This is a genomic window from Pseudomonas sp. E1BtOHC1, assembly GCF_058744285.1.
Genome location: NZ_CP196023.1, coordinates 6,178,786 through 6,196,306 on the forward strand (window position 1 = coordinate 6,178,786; position 17,521 = coordinate 6,196,306).

Sequence of the window (17,521 nt, forward strand, 5' to 3'; positions counted from 1 at the left end):
AAGTATAGAAGCCAATCGTCAGGGCCAGGATCAGAGCGCCGGAAGGTCGGCCACCCCGGCGCCGAGGATGAACTCCTGATAACCGGATAGGATCACGTACACCGCGAAATAGCAGAAGATCGCTGCAGATGCCAGATAGGAGTAGCGCAACAGCTTGTCCCCCAGCAACTTGCCGCCCTGGGTCGCGGCCAGGCACAGGCCCAGGGTCCAGACCAGCCCGGCGCAAAAGAAGCCAGCCAGGAACAACCCGGAGTCGGCAACCGTGCCACCACCGGATCGGGCAATCAGGGTGCCTCCCACGGCGGCAAACCAGAGGATCGCACTGGGGGAAGACATGGCCAGGAAGATCCCGCGCAAGAACTCCTTGCGCGGCGAACCGCGGTCCGCCTCCCCAGCCGTGGCCAATGTCGCGCTGTGATGAATGGCGGCATAAATCATCTTCGCCGCGAAATACACCAGCAGCGCCGAACCACCGATCCACAGCACCCAGCGCACCGTTTCGTACTGCAGCAGCACGGTCATTCCGGCCAGGGCCAGCAGCGCATAAATCAAGTCTCCGACGCAGGTCCCGAGGCCCAGGCAAAAGCCCTGAAAATAGCCGCGCTGCATGGCCAGGGTGATCATCGCGATATTGGCCACGCCGATGTCCAGGCACAGCGAAAGGCTCAGCAAAAAGCCGCTGGTAAACTCCATCATTCATCCCGTTTGACGCTGTTGTTCGAAGAGCTGCCGCGCGGCATCAGATCCGCCGGAACGGATCAGGCAGAGGCCGGGCGCCGTCCTTGCAGGCAAAAAGCGTGCACGTTATAGCGGCAAACCCGACAGCCCGGCAAACCGCCCGGAGCGCAAAAATATTTTTCCGCTCCTCTGGACAAGCCCGCGCCAGCGCCTTTATCGTCTGCCCCGCAGGCCACCGCAGTGGCCAACGTCGCTCGGACGGTTCCGGGCGCTTACGTCTTTTCGAGGCAACAATGGCCGAACAAGGTTCGCCGCGCCGCTTTGCGCGCATCGATCGTCTCCCCCCTTACGTTTTCAATATCACTGCCGAGCTGAAGATGGCTGCGCGTCGGCGCGGCGAAGACATCATCGACTTGAGCATGGGCAACCCCGACGGCGCGACTCCGCCGCACATCGTCGAAAAACTGGTTACCGTTGCCCAGCGTGAGGACACCCACGGCTACTCCACCTCCAAAGGCATTCCACGGCTGCGCCGGGCGATTTCCCGTTGGTACAAGGATCGCTACGAGGTCGATATCGACCCGGAAAGCGAAGCCATCGTCACCATCGGTTCCAAGGAAGGCCTGGCGCACCTGATGCTCGCCACCCTGGACCAGGGCGACACGGTGCTGGTGCCCAACCCCAGCTACCCGATCCACATCTACGGCGCGGTGATCGCCGGCGCCCAGGTGCGCTCGGTGCCGCTGGTGCCTGGGGTGGACTTCTTCGCCGAGCTGGAGCGGGCCATTCGCGGTTCGATCCCCAAGCCGAAAATGATGATCCTCGGCTTTCCCTCCAACCCCACCGCCCAATGCGTGGAGCTGGACTTCTTCGAACGGGTGATCGCCCTGGCCAAGCAGTACGACGTGCTGGTGATCCACGACCTGGCCTACGCCGACATCGTCTACGACGGCTGGAAAGCCCCGTCGATCATGCAAGTGCCCGGGGCCAAGGACATCGCGGTGGAGTTCTTCACCCTGTCCAAGAGCTACAACATGGCTGGCTGGCGTATTGGCTTCATGGTGGGCAACCCGGAGCTGGTCAGCGCCCTGGCGCGGATCAAGAGCTACCACGACTACGGCACCTTCACCCCACTGCAGGTAGCAGCAATCGCGGCACTTGAAGGCGACCAACAGTGCGTACGCGACATTGCCGAGCAGTACCGGCAACGGCGCAACGTGCTGGTCAAGGGCCTGCATGAGCTGGGCTGGATGGTGGAGAACCCCAAGGCCTCGATGTACGTCTGGGCCAAGATTCCCGAGGCCTACGCGCACCTGGGCTCCCTGGAGTTCGCCAAGAAGCTGCTGGCCGAAGCCAAGGTCTGCGTGTCCCCGGGGGTGGGTTTCGGTGAATACGGCGACGATCATGTGCGCTTTGCGTTGATCGAGAACCAGGACCGGATTCGCCAAGCGGTGCGTGGTATTCGCGGCATGTTCCGCGCCGACGGGCTGGTGCAGAAAAGCTGAGATGCTTTCAGCCACAAAAAAACCGCAGTGATGCGGTTTTTTTGTACTCGCGTTTCACCGACAACCTGCTCCCTGCAGGAGCCGGCTTGCCGGCGAAGCCGTTTAAACCACCAACGACAACAGCAGGATAAAGATCAGCCCCACCACCGAGAGGATGGTCTCCATCGCCGTCCAGGTCTTGAAGGTCTCGGCTACGGTCATGTTGAAGTACTGCTTCACCAGCCAGAATCCGGCGTCGTTGACGTGGGACAGGATCAGCGAGCCGGCGCCGGTGGCCAGCACCAGCAGTTCGCGGTTGACCCCGGGGATCATCCCCACCACCGGCACCACGATGCCCGCGCCCGTGATGGTCGCCACAGTGGCCGAACCGGTGGCAATACGAATCACCGCCGCCACCAGCCACGCCAGGAGGATCGGCGAGATCTGCGCGTTGACCGCCATATGACCGATCACATCGCCCACGCCGCTGGTCACCAGCATCTGCTTGAAGCCGCCGCCGGCACCGATGATCAGGATGATCGCGGCCGTAGGCGCCAGGCTGGCGTCGAGCAGGCCGAGGATCTGTTTGGAGCCGATGCCCTGCTTGTAGCCAAAGGTGTAGAGCGACAGCAGCAAGGCCAGCAGCAAGGCACTGATCGGGTGGCCGATCATGTCCATCCAGATGCGGAAGAAATGCCCGTCCGGCAGCGCCACGTCGGCGAAGGTCTTGAGCAGCATCAGGAACACCGGCAGTAGCACGGTCAGCAAAGTCACGCTGAAGCTCGGCAGGTTCTGCGAGGTATTTTCACGGGCCAACTGGTCGACCAGCTCCTGGGACGGATGACCCGGGATGTATTTGGCGATGAAGGTGCCGTAGATCGGACCGGCAATGATGGCGGTCGGCAGGGCAACGATCAGGCCGTAAAGAATGGTTTTGCCAATGTCGGCGCCGAACACGCCGATGGCCAGCAGTGGCCCCGGATGCGGCGGCACCAGGCCATGGACCGCCGAGAGGCCGGCCAGCAGGGGAATGCCGATCTTGATCAGCGACACCCCGGTGCGCCGGGCCACAATGAACACCAGCGGGATCAGCAGCACGAAGCCGATCTCGAAGAACAGCGGGATGCCCACCAGGAACGCGGCGAACATCATCGCCCACTGCACCCGCTCCTTGCCGAACGAACGGATCAGGGTCTGGGCGATCTGATCGGCGCCGCCGGACTCGGCCATCATCTTGCCGAGCATGGTACCCAGGGCCAGGATGATGCCGACAAAACCGAGCACGCCACCAAAACCGTCCTGGAACGCCTTGATGATCTTGTCCACCGGCATGCCCGACGTCAGGCCAAGGAACCCCGCAGCGATGGTCAGGGCAATAAAGGGATGCAGCTTGAATCGGGTGATCAGTACGATCAGGCCGATGATAGTGACCACTGCATCAACCAGCAGATAGGTCTCTTGGGACATGCCAAACATGGGATTGCCTCCGGTTTGTTGTTTTTATTAAAGCGTTAAAAACAAGGGCCGAGTGGGATAGCGCTACCTATTTCGAGCCAGCACTTAATGTGAAGGTTCAAGGCCATGCTCCAGCCACCATTGGTTGGCCAGTTCGGCCAGGCGCTGGACGCTCAAGGTGCTGGCATCCAGGGCCAGGGTGAGCGGCTCCCCCACGGGGGATTCGAGGGTGGCGAACTGACTGTCGATCAGAGTCGAAGGCATGAAATGCCCCGGCCGGTGTGCCACGCGATCGGCGGCCACTGCTGGTGTCAGTTCGAGGAAGATAAAGCCCAGGCCGGGGGTGGCGGCGCGCAGGCGCTCGCGGTATTTGCGCTTCAGGGCCGAGCAGGTCAGTACCGGACGCTGACCGGCGGCCAGGGTACGACGCAATTCATCGCAGAGGCTGTCTAGCCAGCCGGCACGGTCGTCGTCGTCGAGGGGAATGCCGGCGCTCATCTTGGCAATATTGGCGGCAGGGTGGAACGTATCGCCTTCAATGGCCGTGGCGCCGCTGCGCTGGCACAGGGCCTGACTGACGCTGGATTTGCCACAGCCGGCAACACCCATGATGACCAGGGCGGTAATAGATTGACTCATGTAACACCTCAGCGCGCAGACAGCGCTACCTTCGCTAGTTCTAGTTCTAGTACAAAAACAGTGTCTGCCGACGCCTTCTTGTCATTTTTGTGGGTTGCCGCTTATATAGTCCGCCAAACCAAAGAGCGAGGGTCAGGCACACCTCGCTCACGCATTGCAGCTGTTTCAGGACAGCGCTACCTTAGTGACTTGAATTTTGTTTGGCAAGCCGTCTGATGACCACTCATAAAAACGATAAAAACTCCCGTACCACGGGGCGCCCTACCCTCAACGAAGTGGCACGACTGGCCGGTGTCAGTCCGATCACCGCCTCACGCGCCCTGCGCGGTGTCAGCAGCGTGGCCACCGAACTGGTGGAAAAGGTGCAAAAGGCCGCGCTGGAGTTGAACTACGTGGTCAACTCCGCCGCCCGCGCCCTGGCCTCGGCCCAGAGCCAATCGGTGGTGGTGTTGGTGCCGTCGCTGTCCAACCTGCTGTTCATCGAAACCCTGGAAGCCATTCATCAGGTCCTGCGACCCAAGGGCTTCGAAGTGTTGATTGGCAACTACCACTACTCCAGGGATGAAGAAGAGAACCTGCTACGCAACTACATGACCTACCAGCCCCGGGGTCTGCTGCTGACCGGTTTCGACCGTACCGAGAGCGCCCGGCGGATGATCGAGGCCAACAACATCCCCTGCGTTTACATGATGGACCTGGACTCCGGTGCCGGACTCAACTGCGTGGGCTTTTCCCAGTTGAACGCCGGCGAGACCGCCGCCCAGCATCTGATTTCCCGTGGCCGCAAGCACCTGGCCTACGTCGGCGCACAACTGGATCAACGCACCCTGCTGCGGGGCGAAGGTTTCCGTCGCGCCCTGCAAGAGGCCGGGCTGTACAACCCCGATCTGGAACTGCTGACCCCTCGCCCATCCTCCGTGGGCCTGGGCGGCGAACTGTTCCTGCAACTGATGCAGAGCCAGCCGCAGGTCGACGCCATCTTCTTCGGCAACGACGACCTGGCCCAGGGCGCGCTACTGGAAGCCATGCGCTGCGGGATCAAGGTCCCGGAACAAGTCGCGGTGCTGGGTTTCAACGACCTACCGTCCTCGGAGCACATGGTGCCGCGCCTGAGCAGCATCAGCACCCCAAGGGAAGCCATTGGCCGCCGCGCAGCCGAGCAGATGCTGACCCTGCTGGCCGGCAACAGCGTGGCCGAGCCCGTGGTGGACATGGGCTTCGAGCTGCGGGTACGGGAAAGCACCTGAGGCGTTTCAGGGCTGCATGCTCAGGACACTGAGCAACAGCCCGAACCCCACCAGCACCACACCGAATACCTGATCGATACGGCGCTTGTACCCCAACAATCGCCTGGCTATGGCCGGTGCCGAGAAAAACAGCGCCACCGCCACGAACCACAATACGTGGGCCAGGACAATGATTGCGCCGTAGCCGATCTGCACCGGCAACACCGTGCCCGGCTGGATCACCTGCATAAACAGGCTGAGAACGAAAATCATCGTCTTGGGGTTCAGCGCATTGGTCAGAAAGCCGCTGCGCAGAGCCGCCCAGGACGATATCTCGAGACTCGCCGTCCCTGCCTCTTGCGGCCCCTGGTCAGAACCGCGCAACAGCTTGACCCCCAGATAGATCAGATAAACCGCCCCGGCAATCTTCAGCCCGGTGAACCACAGCAGCGACTGCTGCAACAGCACCCCCACCCCCAGTAGGCTGTAGCCGATATGCAGCATGACCCCAAGCCCGATCCCCAGGGCGGTGAACACGCCGTGGCGGCGCGAGAGCATCAGGCTGTTGCGCGTCACCAAGGCAAAATCGGCTCCGGGACTGAGCACCGCCAGAATGGTGATGGTGATTACGACTAACAGTTCAGTCACGTTGCATACGCCTTGGTTATAGAATCAGGCGCTACTGTATGGGGATCGGCACGGGAACAGCCAACGATGAAAACTGACACTCTCAGTGATAAAAACTCACAGACATCACGCCGTCGCCTGCCTCCCCTCAGCGCCTTGCGCTGCTTCGAAGCGGCGGCACGCCTGGAAAGCTTCACCCGGGCCGGCACCGCTCTGCACCTGACCCATGGCGCCATCAGCCGCGCCGTGCGCGCCCTGGAAGAGGACCTGGGCACGGCGTTGTTCGAACGCCGCAGCCATCGGGTATTTCTGACGCCGGCCGGAGCCGAACTGCTGCACAGCGTGACCCAGGCCCTGGACCTGATCGAGAACACTGCCAGCCGCCTGCGGGCACCGAACCCCGAGGCGCCGCTGGTGCTGTCCTGCGAACCGACCCTGCTGATGCGCTGGCTGATCCCACGCCTGCCGGCGTTCCAGGCCGCCCACCCGGAGATATCGATCCAGTTGCTGGCCGGCGGCGGGCCTTTCTCGTTCAACACCGGCATCGACCTGGCGATTCGCCGCAACGATTTCGCCTGGAACGACGAAACCCAGGCTCACTGGCTGTTCGACGAAGCCATTGGCCCCGTCTGCCGACCGGACAAACAGCCTGACTGGGCCCCTTCGCCAGACGGCCAGCCGACCCTGGTGGAACACGCCCCGCGCCTGCACAGCGCCACCAGGCCGCAAGCCTGGGAGCAGTGGCTGCAACGGCGGCAACTGCCTGCTTCCCTGGCTCCCCAGGAGCAAGTCTTCGAGCATTTCTACTTCAGCCTGCAAGCGGCGGTGGCGGGCCTGGGGCTGGCCATCGCCCCCTGGCAATTGGTGCGCGATGATCTGGCCGGAGGATTGCTTTGCGCCCCTTTCGACTTCGTCGCCGATGGCAGCGCCTATTACCTGTTGTCCGCCCAGGCGATCAGCGACGATTCAGCGGCCGGTCACCTGCTGCGCTGGTTGCGTGAACAGGCCCTGGGCTAAACCCCGGGGTCGGGCAGCGGCCCCAGCGCCGGATCTTCGCCACTGAGCAACTGCACCAGGGCCAGCGCGCCCTTCTGCAAAGGTCGGTTCTTCAGCCACACCCCATGCACCGGCAATGACAAACCGTTGTCGAGGTTCTTGAACTTCAGCCGCTGCAGGCGCCCGGCCGCCAGCAGCGGCTGGATCACCGACAAGGGGAAATTGCCCCAGCCGATGCCGGCTTCCACCATGTGCAGGGCCATGGCCAGGCTGTCGGTGCGCCACAGCGACTCGCCCACCAAGGGCCGGGTATCGCTGATGGGCAGGTCGCGACTGGCCACCACGACCTGACGGACCCGGATCAGTTCCTCCAGGTACAACGAGCCATCGCTGGCCACAAACACCGGATGTCGCGGCGAGATACAGGCAATCACCCGCTCACTGCCGATGTACTGGAAATACTCCAGGGCATTCACGCTCAAGCCGGCAAAAGCCACGCCCACACTCACCCGCCCACTGTGCAGCAGCTGCAGCACATCATCCTGGGGGGCACTGAGCACCTCCACCTCCAGCAGCGGATAGCGCTCGGCAATCAGCTTGATGGCGGCCAGTACTCGCTGCTTGTCGATGTCATCCACCACGGCGATCGACAGCTTGCTCTCCAGGCCCAGGGACAGCTCGATGGCGTGCACCTGCAACTGCTTGAGCTGGTCGGCGATCAGCCGCGCATGGGGCGCCAGAGACAGGGCCAGGGGCGTCGGCACCGGCTCGCGATGGCTGCGATCAAACAGGGCATAACCCAGTTCGGCCTCAAGGTTGGCAATGCCCATGCTCACCGCCGAAGGCACCTTGCCCAAGGAGCGGGCCGCCGCAGAAAAGGAACCGCGCTCGAGCACGGCGAGAAACAACTGGATGCTGTCACTGGAGAAATTCATGGGTGCAACCTATCAGCAAAACTGAAAGCTTCCGACTTTTTCTGTCATCGCCATTGAAGCTATCTTTCGCGCCCTGCGCCAGTCCAGCCCTGGCCATTGACATTCAACACCGAGGAGTCTCCATGCAAGGCGTCAAACGCAAACTGGTCTACGTATCCCTGTTCGAGGTATTCGGCATGACCTTCTCGGCCCTCGGCCTGGCCCTGCTGTCCGGCACATCCCCCAGCAGCACCGGGCCGCTGGCCGTGGTCATCACCAGCATCGCGGTGACCTGGAACTTCATCTACACCACCCTGTTCGAACGCTGGGAAAGCCGCCAGCCGTCACGCACCCGCACCGTCAAACGGCGCATCGCGCATGCCGTGGGCTTCCAGTTGACCCTGATCGTGTTCCTGATCCCGCTCATCGCCTGGTGGATGAACATCAGCCTGGTGCAGGCCTTTCTCCTGGACCTGGCGCTGATCCTGTTCATCCCCTGCTACACCTTCGCCTTCAACTGGCTGTTCGACCGGGTTTTCGGTCTGCCGGCTTCGGCCCTGCCCGATCCGGCCTGAAGCCAAGCAAAACACCCCTGGAGGCAATTTGACCGTCGCCGAGAACCTGGCTCACTGATAGATTCCCATGGCCAACCTGTGCCACGAACAAGGAAGCGTCATGGGAACCCCCTATAGAATTCTCGGTAAAGCCTCGTCCATCAACGTCAGGAAAGTCTTGTGGACCTGTGAAGAGCTGGACCTTTCCTACCAGCAGGAAGATTGGGGCAGCGGCTTCCAGTCGACCCACAGTCCCGAATTTCTCGCCCTCAACCCCAACGCCCAGGTCCCAGTGCTGATCGATGACGCCGGGGCCCTGTGGGAGTCCAACAGCATTTGCCGCTACCTGGCCAATCTGCATCCCGGCAGCGGCCTGCTGCCCCTCGCCCCGCGGGCCAGGGCCCTGGTGGAACAGTGGATGGACTGGCAGGCCACCGAACTCAATCCGGCCTGGAGCTACGCCTTCATGGGCCTGGTGCGCCAGCATCCAGACTGCCAGGACAGCCGGCGCATCGGCGCCAGCCTGCTGGCCTGGAACGGCAAGATGGCAATTCTTGAACAGCAGCTTGAAAGCACCGGGGCCTATGTGCTCGGTGAAGCCTTCAGCCTGGCGGACATCGTCCTTGGCCTCTCGGTCAATCGCTGGAAGATGACCCCCATGGAACACCCGGACTTCCCCGCTGTGGCCGCCTACTACGAACGCCTCAGCCTGCGTCCAGGCTTCCTGCTGCATGGACGCAACGGCACCCCCTAGGCCACCCCTTCTCAGCCCACCGGAGACTCGACATGGATGGACTCAACGTACTACTGACCGGCGCCTGCGGCAGGATCGGCAAAGTGTTTTTCCAGGGTTCCCAGGAACGCCATCGCTTCACCCTCACCGACCGCGTCGAACCGGACTTCGACATCCCCGCCCCCCACCGCTTCGTACGCCTGGACCTCGATGACCCGCAAGCCATCGGCCGCCTGCTGCCAGGGATCGACGTGATCGTGCATCTGGCCGGCATCCCCCACGCCAGTGCCAGCTTCGACGAACTGCTGCCCAACAACATCCTCGCCACCACCTACCTGTTCGAGGCAGCAGTGAACGCTGGTTGCCAGCGCCTGGTGTTCGCCAGCAGCGCCCAGACCATCGAGGGCTACCCGGTGGACCGGCAGATCACCCCGGGCATGCCGGTGATGCCGGCCAACCTGTACGGCGTGAGCAAATGCTATGGCGAAGCCCTGTGCGCCTTTTATGCGGCCCGGCGCGGGCTGTCCTGCATCGCCCTGCGCATTGGTGCGTTCGAGGACCCGCAACACCACGAACTGACCACCACCCGCGACCTGAGCGCCTGGCTCAGCCCTCGGGACGCCGTGCAACTGCTACAGCGAGCGGTGGAAACCCCTGGGGTGCAGTACCTGATCGGCCATGGCATATCCAACAACCGCTTCAAGCGCCTGGACCTCAGCGAAACCACCCGGGTCCTGGGGTACCAGCCGGTGGACGATGCCTTCCAGGAGCATTTCGGCATTCCCATCACTTACTGAGACACTGATCGCCCCCCCCTCGGCAAACAGGCGGGCGGCAATTGCCAGGAAGCGGCAAGACTTGTCCGCTTACTGGCCACCCGCCGACAGTTATTCTCCTAACCCATTGATATTCATGGACCAAAGTATCGGCATGAAACTTGCTAAAACTTCAGTCTAGTTCTCTCACACAGGTTCCCGATCATGTTGGTCAACGCCCAGAAATCCGTTTCGGTGCAGCCCACCTCGCGCACCGATATGGACCCGACCACCGCTGCCGCCAGCGCGCTGTACAGCGGCATGCTGCAGCAGGCCCAGAACTCCGTGACCGTGCCGACGTCCCAGTCCAGCCTGCAAGGCAATACCGTGGACGACAACGTCAATGCAGCGTTCGCCAAGACCCGTGTCCTGCTCCAGGCCACGCCGCCCGCCACCAGCACTCCACAGGCCAACAGCGCCACGGAAACCGGTGCCCTGAGCGAGTTCAAGGACTACATGAGCAAGACGCCCGAACAGCGTCTGCGTGACAGTATCCTCAAGGATATGGGTCTGACCGAAGAAGATCTGAAGAACCTGCCACCTGAGCGGCAACTGACGATCAACCAGGAAATTGCCCAGCGCCTGCAAGACAAGATGCAGTTGGCCAAGGAAGAGAAAGAGGCCAAGAACAGCGCCAAACCGATCGACGAGAAGTTCCTCGCGTCGTTGTAACAGTGACAACAAAAAAGGGTTCCCATGGGAACCCTTTTTTGTGTCCGAGGTAAAACCGCGACTACAACTGCAAGGTCGAGTTGAACTGGCTGATGGCATCCACCACATGCCTTGAGCCCTGCTGAATCTCCAGGATCACCTCCCCCGCCTCATTGGCCAGCTCGACCCCAAGTCCGGTGCGACTCAGGCTCGACTGCATGCTGGTGACCGCGCTCATGGACAGGTCGTGGTTCTTGCGCACCACCTCGACGATCTCCACCGTTGCCTGGCTGGTGCGTGCCGCCAGGCTGCGCACCTCGTCCGCCACCACCGCGAACCCCCGCCCATGCTCGCCGGCCCGGGCCGCCTCGATGGCCGCATTGAGCGCCAGCAGGTTGGTCTGGTCGGCAATCCCGCGAATGGTCTGGACGATGGTGCCGATGATCTCCGACTGTTTGCTGACCGCATCGATGCTGCGGGCGGCTTCATTCAGGTCGTGGGAAATCTGCTGAATGATTTCCACCGTCTGTTGCACCACCTCCGACCCCTTCTGGGCGCAGGCATCATTCTGCACCGAGGTGCTGTGGGCCGATTCGGCGGCGGACTGCAGGGTAGTCACTTGCTGAGTGATATCACTGGCGAACTTGACCACCTTGTACAAGCGGCCCTTGGTGTCGAACAGCGGGTTGTAGGAAGCCTCGAGGAACACGGTCTGGCCGTACTTGTTTTCCCGCTCGAAACGGTGGGAGTGGTATTCGCCACGGTTCAACGAGGCCCAGAACTGCTTGTACTCCGAAGACTCGGCTTCAGAGCGATGACAGAACATGCTGTGGTGCTGACCGAGGATCTCGTTCAGGGAGTACTGCATGGTCTTGAGGAAGTTGTCGTTGGCGGCAACTATCTTGCCGTCCGGGGTGAATTCGATGATTGCCATGGAACGGCCAATGGCGTTCAGCAGGCTCTGGTTTTCATGTTCCAGATGGATGCGCTCGGAGATGTCCGAGGCCACCTTGATCACACTCCTGACCCGACGGTCGGCATCGAACACCGGCATGTAGCTGGCTTCGAGCCAGATCTCCTGGCCGCGCTTGTTCAGCCGCAGGAAGGTGCCGCTGACAGGTTCACCCCGGCCCAGATCACGCCACAACTTGGCGTACTCCTCACTGCGATAGAACTCTTCCTCGCAGAAGATCCGGTGATGCTTGCCGCGTATCTCCTCCACGGAATAGCCCATGGCCTTGCAAAAATTATCGTTGGCGTCGAGCACGATGCCATCGGGAGAGAACTCGATCATCGCCATGGAATGGCTGATCGCCGCCAACTTGGCATTGGCCTCGGTCAACGCACAATTAAAGCGCTCGATCTCTAGCAGGTCAGCCTTGTGATGTAGGTTAAACATGGTTGTATCACCTTCAACGCTGTCTTTTGATTGACGGAAGTTTCTAGTCTTTCAACTGAGCCACCACAACGTTCCATAAACAGGGCAAGCGCCTCTCTCCATGTGAGAAAGGAAGTGTCAGGTGATAAATGATGTTTAATCGGAGAGTCCATGTTGCAACGCTCTTATCAAGCCATCCTTTTCTTGATGACCCGTTGCCGGGTCCGACCTAACAAAGAAAAGAAACTCCATCTAATTAAATGCTCCTGATCCTGCGGTGCCTCTAGTTGCGCACTCTCGTCTTTATTCATGAATTCAATTTCGTGCTCGGATGAACATTCCACAAACACCCGTTATAAGGCTGAAAACATCACGAGACCGTGGCTCACAAAGCGCCCGATACGCTTTTTCACAATTGAGCATAGACAGCCGCCAACTCTATGCAAGGCCACCAGTCAGTCTGTTTTCACAACTTTTAAATGCTTCTCAGCCTTCACGAAAAGTATCAAGCAAGACATAAATATGACTCGCCAGGAACAGTTCGCCGACTAGACCCGAGCGAGCATCTGTACAAAGGCCTGAACCAGCCCGTGTGACTCCCGCCCCGGCGCCGCTACCAGGGCGAACTGCCGCTCGATCGGGCAACTCAAAGGCAGCACTCGCAATCCCTGGCGCTGTTCCGGCAAGGTACTCTCCGGCACCAGGGTCACCCCCAAGCGTTCGCGCACCAGGCTGAATGCGCTATTCCACTCGCGCACTTCGATCCGCACATCTGCCAACGGCATTCCGGCTTCGACCGCCAGGCTGCGGGCATTCACCGAGCAGCCGCCAGTGGCCAGGACAAAGGGCTGCGTCAGCAAGGCTTCAAGCTCGATGGTCGGGGCCTGCCAAGGATGGTCCTGAGGCAGCACGGCCACCCACGAATCGACACCCAGCACCCACGAACGACGCTCGGGCGCCGGATTCAGTACCACTCCCAGATCCACCAACTGCGCCTCCAACAGGGCTTCGACTTCATCGTCGCTGACCTCCAGTTGCACCACCTCGATCCCCGGGTGCAGTTGCTTGAAACGTCGCAGCACCGGTGGCAGGAAGCTCGCCAGGACCATGGGAAAGCCCGCCAGGCGCAAACTGCCCTGGAGGATGCCCCGGGCCGTGTCCACTTGCCGGCGAACCTGGGCCAGGGCTCCGAGCATCACCCGGGCCTGCTCCAGCACCTGTAGGCCGATTGCCGTGGGCAGCGCCTGGCGGCTTTCACGGATGAACAGTTGCACGCCCAGCATGTCTTCCATCTGGGCCAAGGCCTGACTGGCCCCGGACTGGGTCATGCCCACCTGCTCGGCGGCCCGGGTGATGGTGCCGCATTCGGCTATCGCCACCAGCAGGCGCCAATGCATCAGGTTCATCATGGCAGTAGCTATCCTTATGGCGATTTTCTGAAAGATTAATTTTACCCATGCAGGTGTCGCCCCGACACTGGCTCCAACACTCACCAGAGACCTGCCGATGAAACTCTACTACGCCCCTCAAGCCTGCTCCCTGGCCTCCCATATCGTACTGCGGGAACTGCAACTGCCGTTCGACGCCATCCGTGTCGACAATCGCAGCAAGCGCACCGCCGACGTTCAGGATTTCCTCGTCATCAACCCCAAGGGCTACGTGGCCGCCCTGCAACTGGACAACGGCGAAGTGCTCACCGAAGGCCCGGCAATCCTGCAATACCTGGCCGACCTCAAGCCCGAGGCCGGATTGGCGGCGGCCAATGGCAGCTGGCAACGGGTACGCCTGCAGGAAACCCTGAACTTCATCACCAGCGAAGTTCACGGGATCATGGGCTGGCTGTTCAACCCAGGGCTCGATGACAGCGTGAAGGAGGTGTTCCGGCAGAAGCTGTTCAAACGCTTTGCCCTGCTGGAGCAGACCCTGGAGCGCCAGGATTATCTGCAAGGCGGTCAGTTCGGCATCGCCGATGCCTATCTGTTCACCGTGCTGCGCTGGACTGCGCTGTTTGCCATCGATTTGGGAGCCTGGCCGGCGCTGGTAAAGTTCCAGGCTCGGGTCGAGCAGCGGCCGGCGGTGCGGGAGGCGTTGGCAATAGAGCTGGCGTAGGTTCGGTACAAGAAATGGAGAAGTCGCGCTGAGCAGACAGAACGCGCGCCTGCCATTTTAGAAGGGATAAAACGAAGCCCGCGCTGCGGGCTTCGTCAAATTGATCAATGGCCGAAGATGTTCACTTCGGTTTTTTTGGCCTTTTTCTCGGCGCGTTTCTCGTCAGCGCTCTTTGCCGGTTTCTTCTTGGCATTTTTCTTGGCGTTCATACCTTTGGACATGATCTTCACTCCACTGTTGCGGGATAGGATTCAGGTATAGCACCTATAGCTGCCGGGGGTTCCTTTATAATCTGCCGCTCCCTGTTGCAAACCCGGAAAGCCCATGTCCAGCCTCCAGATCAGCCGCCTTGCCGAGGCCGCGCGCCCCTTGCTGAACAAGTTCTATCGCCAGCACCAGTCGCCCATGCGGGCCTCGTCCGCAGGTCAGCTCTGGGTGGTCAAGAACGATGGGATCGTCGCCGGGATGAGCCTGACCCCGGTGGCCCAGGGGCATTGGCTGACGGGTTTGTTCGTCGCCCCCGAGCGACGCGGCCAAGGGCTGGCCGGGCAGTTGGTGGAGCAGGCCCTGAGGCAGGTCGAAGGACCGGTCTGGCTGTTCTGCCACCCGGACCTGGAAACTTTGTATCAGCGCATGAGTTTTTCCACCGATACCCGATTACCCCAGCCCCTGGCCGAACGACTGGCTCGCTACCAACGCAGCAAACCGCTGCTGGCCATGGGGACCGACAGCGGCCGCCTGGGCCCGTAGGCTTGGGCGTTACTCGTCAGTGTTGGGATCGAGCTCGGGAAACAGCACCTCGGTGAAACCGAACTTGCTGAAATCAGTGATCCGCGACGGGTACAACCGCCCGATCAAGTGATCGCATTCATGCTGCACCACCCGGGCATGAAAGCCCGAGGCCACACGCACGATAGGCTCGCCCTTGGGGCTGAAGCCTTCATAGCGAATATGCTGGTAGCGCTGCACCGCGCCCCGCAGCCCTGGCACCGAGAGACAGCCCTCCCAGCCCTCTTCCAGTTGCGGACTCAAGGGCGTGATCAAGGGATTGATGAGGATGGTCTGAGGCACTGCCTCCGCCTCCGGATAACGTTCGCTGTGCTCGAAGCCGAAGATCACCAGTTGCAGATCGACACCGATCTGCGGTGCTGCCAGGCCAACGCCACCGACACTTTCCATGGTCTGGAACATATCGTCGATCAGTTGCCACAACTCCGGGCTGTCGAACATCTCGGGCGGCACCGGGGGCGCAATACGCAGTAGGCGTTCATCGCCCATTTTGAGGATTTCACGGATCATGTTCAGGCTTCGTCAGTGGTCGGATGGAGCGAGTGGTCCCGGCCCAGTCCCGATACGTGTTGTTTATCGCCGGGCCCGTCAAAGTCCTTTTCGCCAGGTTCCTTGCCTTCGGCCGACATGTGTTCGATCACCGCGTTCATCTCCGCCCCCAGCAACAGCACAGCAGCAGAGATGTAGAAGTACAGCAGCAACACGATGATCGCGCCGATACTGCCATACATGGCGTTGTAGTTAGCGAAGGTTTTCACGTAGTAGGCAAAGCCCAGGGACGCGACAATCCATACCACCACCGCCAGCACCGAGCCCGGCGTGATGAAGCGAAACTTCTGCTTCACATCGGGCATCACGTAATACATCAGGGCCACCGCCACCATCATCAGCAGCACGATCACCGGCCAGCGCAGGATGGTCCACAAGGTGACGATGAACTCTTCCAGGCCCACCTGCCCGGCCAGCCAGGTCATCACCTGGGGCCCCAGTACCATCAGGGCCGCAGCGGCCAGAAGCATGCCGGCAATGCCCACGGTGTAGAACACCGACAGCGGGAAGCGCTTCCAGATCGGCCGGCCCTCGACCACATCGTAGGCAGCGTTCATTGCGCTCATCATCAGGCGCACGCCCGCCGAGGCGGTCCACAGGGCGATGACGATACCCACGGAGAGTAATCCGCCCTTGGACTGTTGCAGTTGATCGATCACCGGATTCACCTGCTCCAGGGCCTGGGGCGGCAGCACCAGCTCCGATTGCAGGCGCAGCCAGGTAAAGAAGTCCGGCAGATGCAGGAAACCGATCAGGGCAATAAGAAACAGGATGAAGGGGAACAGCGAGAACAGCATCTGGTAGGCCAGCGCCGAGGCATAGGTGGACATCTCGTCCGCGATGAATTCATTGACCGTGCGGATCAGCACACGGTGCAAGGGCAAACCTTTGAGGTCCGGAAAAATCATAGCGTCTCCTTTCGCCGCAAAAAGGTTGAAGTCGATAGCGACTCAGGGGGCGTTTTCTACAACAAATTAGCCTAGTTGGCGAACCGCAACCATTCGGACGGGCTGATTACGGGTTCTCGACAGCAGCGCACACATGAAAACGGCCATCCGTGGATGGCCGCTGCGGTGCATCATCGTGGGCCTCGTACTCAGGCCTTGTCGATGGTCTTTTTCACTGCATCCTTGGTCTTGCCAAGGGCTTGCTGGGCTTCGCCTTTCTTCTCCTGCAGCTTGCCCTCTGCCTGCAGCTTGGTGTTGTCGGTGGCCTTGCCGACACCTTGCTTGACGTTGCCGATGGCTTCGTTGGCCAGACCTTTTGCCTTATCCGCTGTGCTGCCCATGGTATTTCTCCGTAGAACATTCATTGATCGAACAAAGAGGATTTACGTCGTTACCCAAGGTTGACTCGTGGCCGTTGCGCAGAGTTTCAATTATTTTTCGTCGGGCATTTCATCCCAGGCCCGAGGTTGCCCTTTATGTTTGTCGGGCAACCCGGGAGAATGCTCGACCTGTTCAGGCCAAGCACTGAAGATCCAATCCCCGTAGGAATGTTATGAAACTCGATAAAAAGCAGGCCATTGCCCGTAGAAACCAGGAACTGGGCGGTGCGGTGCTGGGCGTCAACAACTGCCATTTCGCGGAGCTGAACCGCAATCGCAATATCTGGTGGTTCGATATCCTGGTGACCCGCCTGGCCATTGGTCAGTACGAATGGGTGCACCTGCTCCTGCACACCCCGGACACCAACCAGTTGCTGCACCTGAAAGTGCCGACCGTATTCCTGCGGGAAAAGATGGAAGGCCTGGTGATCCGCAATGAAGGCAAGCGCAAGGCCGCCCTGAGCCTGGAGTTGAGTGCCGACAAGGACTCCTTCCTCAAGGACGTGCGCCCGGCCGGCACCGGCGTGGACTTCTCCCAGTTCCAACAGTAAGCCGGCGCAACTCACGCCCCATGAAAAAGCCCCGCACTGGCGGGGC

General features: G+C 60.9%; 20 protein-coding genes and 1 pseudogene. 10 read left to right on the forward strand and 11 right to left on the reverse strand.

Annotated elements, in window-relative coordinates:
• Nucleotides 1-30 precede the first annotated feature (30 nt).
• A complete protein-coding gene (locus ACSSVC_RS27865; RefSeq protein WP_346632379.1) occupies nucleotides 31-693 on the reverse strand; it encodes a LysE family translocator in 663 nt (220 codons plus the stop codon).
• Between the two features lie 278 nt (nucleotides 694-971).
• On the opposite strand from ACSSVC_RS27865, the gene alaC reads away from it, so the two are divergent.
• Nucleotides 972-2,183: an alanine transaminase gene (gene alaC, locus ACSSVC_RS27870; protein WP_123726204.1), complete on the forward strand. Its 1,212-nt coding sequence runs from the start codon at nucleotides 972-974 to the stop codon at nucleotides 2,181-2,183.
• A 102-nt stretch (nucleotides 2,184-2,285) separates the two neighbouring features.
• Here the strand turns inward: alaC and ACSSVC_RS27875 are convergent, their stop codons facing one another.
• Both ACSSVC_RS27875 and ACSSVC_RS27880 read right to left on the reverse strand, forming a co-directional pair.
• Nucleotides 2,286-3,638, reverse strand: a complete 1,353-nt coding sequence (locus ACSSVC_RS27875) for a GntP family permease (protein WP_047305702.1) — start codon at nucleotides 3,636-3,638, stop codon at nucleotides 2,286-2,288.
• An 84-nt stretch (nucleotides 3,639-3,722) separates the two neighbouring features.
• The gene (locus tag ACSSVC_RS27880; protein WP_102860632.1) at nucleotides 3,723-4,256 is read right to left on the reverse strand and encodes a gluconokinase; all 534 of its coding nucleotides are present in this window, start codon (nucleotides 4,254-4,256) and stop codon (nucleotides 3,723-3,725) included.
• 215 nt (nucleotides 4,257-4,471) lie between these two features.
• Here ACSSVC_RS27880 and gntR point away from each other — a divergent pair, with 215 nt between their 5' ends.
• Nucleotides 4,472-5,503, forward strand: coding sequence for an HTH-type transcriptional regulator GntR (gene gntR / locus ACSSVC_RS27885; RefSeq protein ID WP_148059758.1), 1,032 nt, complete (start codon nucleotides 4,472-4,474; stop codon nucleotides 5,501-5,503).
• Nucleotides 5,504-5,509: 6 nt separating this feature from the next.
• Here the strand turns inward: gntR and ACSSVC_RS27890 are convergent, their stop codons facing one another.
• Nucleotides 5,510-6,130 carry a LysE family transporter gene (locus ACSSVC_RS27890; RefSeq protein ID WP_404937525.1) on the reverse strand — a complete coding sequence of 207 codons (621 nt, stop codon included), beginning with the start codon at nucleotides 6,128-6,130 and terminating at the stop codon, nucleotides 5,510-5,512.
• A 66-nt stretch (nucleotides 6,131-6,196) separates the two neighbouring features.
• On the opposite strand from ACSSVC_RS27890, the gene ACSSVC_RS27895 reads away from it, so the two are divergent.
• Entirely contained in the window at nucleotides 6,197-7,126 is a 930-nt protein-coding gene (locus ACSSVC_RS27895; RefSeq protein ID WP_446439210.1) for a LysR family transcriptional regulator, read from the forward strand.
• Here ACSSVC_RS27895 and ACSSVC_RS27900 read toward each other — a convergent pair.
• Nucleotides 7,123-8,040: a LysR family transcriptional regulator gene (locus ACSSVC_RS27900; RefSeq protein WP_446439209.1), complete on the reverse strand. Its 918-nt coding sequence runs from the start codon at nucleotides 8,038-8,040 to the stop codon at nucleotides 7,123-7,125. The two genes, ACSSVC_RS27895 and ACSSVC_RS27900, sit on opposite strands and share 4 nt — an antisense overlap.
• Before the next feature lie 122 nt (nucleotides 8,041-8,162).
• Between ACSSVC_RS27900 and ACSSVC_RS27905 the strand changes: the two genes are divergently transcribed.
• The 4 genes from ACSSVC_RS27905 (at nucleotide 8,163) to ACSSVC_RS27920 (ending at nucleotide 10,793) form a co-directional block, all read left to right on the forward strand.
• Nucleotides 8,163-8,594 carry a PACE efflux transporter gene (locus tag ACSSVC_RS27905; protein WP_102860627.1) on the forward strand — a complete coding sequence of 144 codons (432 nt, stop codon included), beginning with the start codon at nucleotides 8,163-8,165 and terminating at the stop codon, nucleotides 8,592-8,594.
• Between the two features lie 100 nt (nucleotides 8,595-8,694).
• Complete coding sequence (locus ACSSVC_RS27910) at nucleotides 8,695-9,327, forward strand: glutathione S-transferase family protein (RefSeq protein ID WP_346632383.1); 633 nt, start codon at nucleotides 8,695-8,697, stop codon at nucleotides 9,325-9,327.
• A gap of 32 nt (nucleotides 9,328-9,359) precedes the next feature.
• Complete coding sequence (locus tag ACSSVC_RS27915; RefSeq protein ID WP_346632384.1) at nucleotides 9,360-10,103, forward strand: NAD-dependent epimerase/dehydratase family protein; 744 nt, start codon at nucleotides 9,360-9,362, stop codon at nucleotides 10,101-10,103.
• Between the two features lie 183 nt (nucleotides 10,104-10,286).
• Nucleotides 10,287-10,793, forward strand: coding sequence for a hypothetical protein (locus ACSSVC_RS27920; RefSeq protein WP_346632385.1), 507 nt, complete (start codon nucleotides 10,287-10,289; stop codon nucleotides 10,791-10,793).
• A gap of 61 nt (nucleotides 10,794-10,854) precedes the next feature.
• Here ACSSVC_RS27920 and ACSSVC_RS27925 read toward each other — a convergent pair whose 3' ends face one another.
• From ACSSVC_RS27925 to ACSSVC_RS27935, 3 genes and pseudogenes are all read right to left on the reverse strand, one after another.
• A complete protein-coding gene (locus ACSSVC_RS27925; protein WP_430962714.1) occupies nucleotides 10,855-11,391 on the reverse strand; it encodes a methyl-accepting chemotaxis protein in 537 nt (178 codons plus the stop codon).
• Nucleotides 11,392-11,394: 3 nt separating this feature from the next.
• Nucleotides 11,395-12,171, reverse strand: a pseudogene (locus tag ACSSVC_RS27930) (PAS domain-containing protein); the annotation flags it as partial.
• Between the two features lie 527 nt (nucleotides 12,172-12,698).
• The gene (locus tag ACSSVC_RS27935) at nucleotides 12,699-13,559 is read right to left on the reverse strand and encodes a LysR family transcriptional regulator (protein WP_492611732.1); all 861 of its coding nucleotides are present in this window, start codon (nucleotides 13,557-13,559) and stop codon (nucleotides 12,699-12,701) included.
• Nucleotides 13,560-13,656: 97 nt separating this feature from the next.
• Here ACSSVC_RS27935 and gstA point away from each other — a divergent pair, with 97 nt between their 5' ends.
• The gene (gstA, locus tag ACSSVC_RS27940; RefSeq protein ID WP_492611733.1) at nucleotides 13,657-14,259 is read left to right on the forward strand and encodes a glutathione transferase GstA; all 603 of its coding nucleotides are present in this window, start codon (nucleotides 13,657-13,659) and stop codon (nucleotides 14,257-14,259) included.
• Between the two features lie 324 nt (nucleotides 14,260-14,583).
• Nucleotides 14,584-15,009 carry a GNAT family N-acetyltransferase gene (locus tag ACSSVC_RS27945; RefSeq protein ID WP_492611734.1) on the forward strand — a complete coding sequence of 142 codons (426 nt, stop codon included), beginning with the start codon at nucleotides 14,584-14,586 and terminating at the stop codon, nucleotides 15,007-15,009.
• 9 nt (nucleotides 15,010-15,018) lie between these two features.
• On the opposite strand, the gene def is transcribed toward ACSSVC_RS27945, so the two are convergent.
• From def to ACSSVC_RS27960, 3 genes are all read right to left on the reverse strand, one after another.
• Nucleotides 15,019-15,558 (reverse strand): peptide deformylase, encoded by a 540-nt coding sequence (gene def, locus ACSSVC_RS27950; protein ID WP_346632390.1) that lies wholly within the window; start codon nucleotides 15,556-15,558, stop codon nucleotides 15,019-15,021.
• Nucleotides 15,559-15,560: 2 nt separating this feature from the next.
• Nucleotides 15,561-16,505 carry a YihY/virulence factor BrkB family protein gene (locus ACSSVC_RS27955; protein ID WP_346632391.1) on the reverse strand — a complete coding sequence of 315 codons (945 nt, stop codon included), beginning with the start codon at nucleotides 16,503-16,505 and terminating at the stop codon, nucleotides 15,561-15,563.
• A gap of 188 nt (nucleotides 16,506-16,693) precedes the next feature.
• Nucleotides 16,694-16,885, reverse strand: coding sequence for a CsbD family protein (locus tag ACSSVC_RS27960; RefSeq protein WP_102860617.1), 192 nt, complete (start codon nucleotides 16,883-16,885; stop codon nucleotides 16,694-16,696).
• 212 nt (nucleotides 16,886-17,097) lie between these two features.
• Here ACSSVC_RS27960 and ACSSVC_RS27965 point away from each other — a divergent pair, with 212 nt between their 5' ends.
• Nucleotides 17,098-17,475 (forward strand): hypothetical protein, encoded by a 378-nt coding sequence (locus ACSSVC_RS27965; RefSeq protein ID WP_123726253.1) that lies wholly within the window; start codon nucleotides 17,098-17,100, stop codon nucleotides 17,473-17,475.
• The last annotated feature ends 46 nt before the right edge of the window (nucleotides 17,476-17,521 follow it).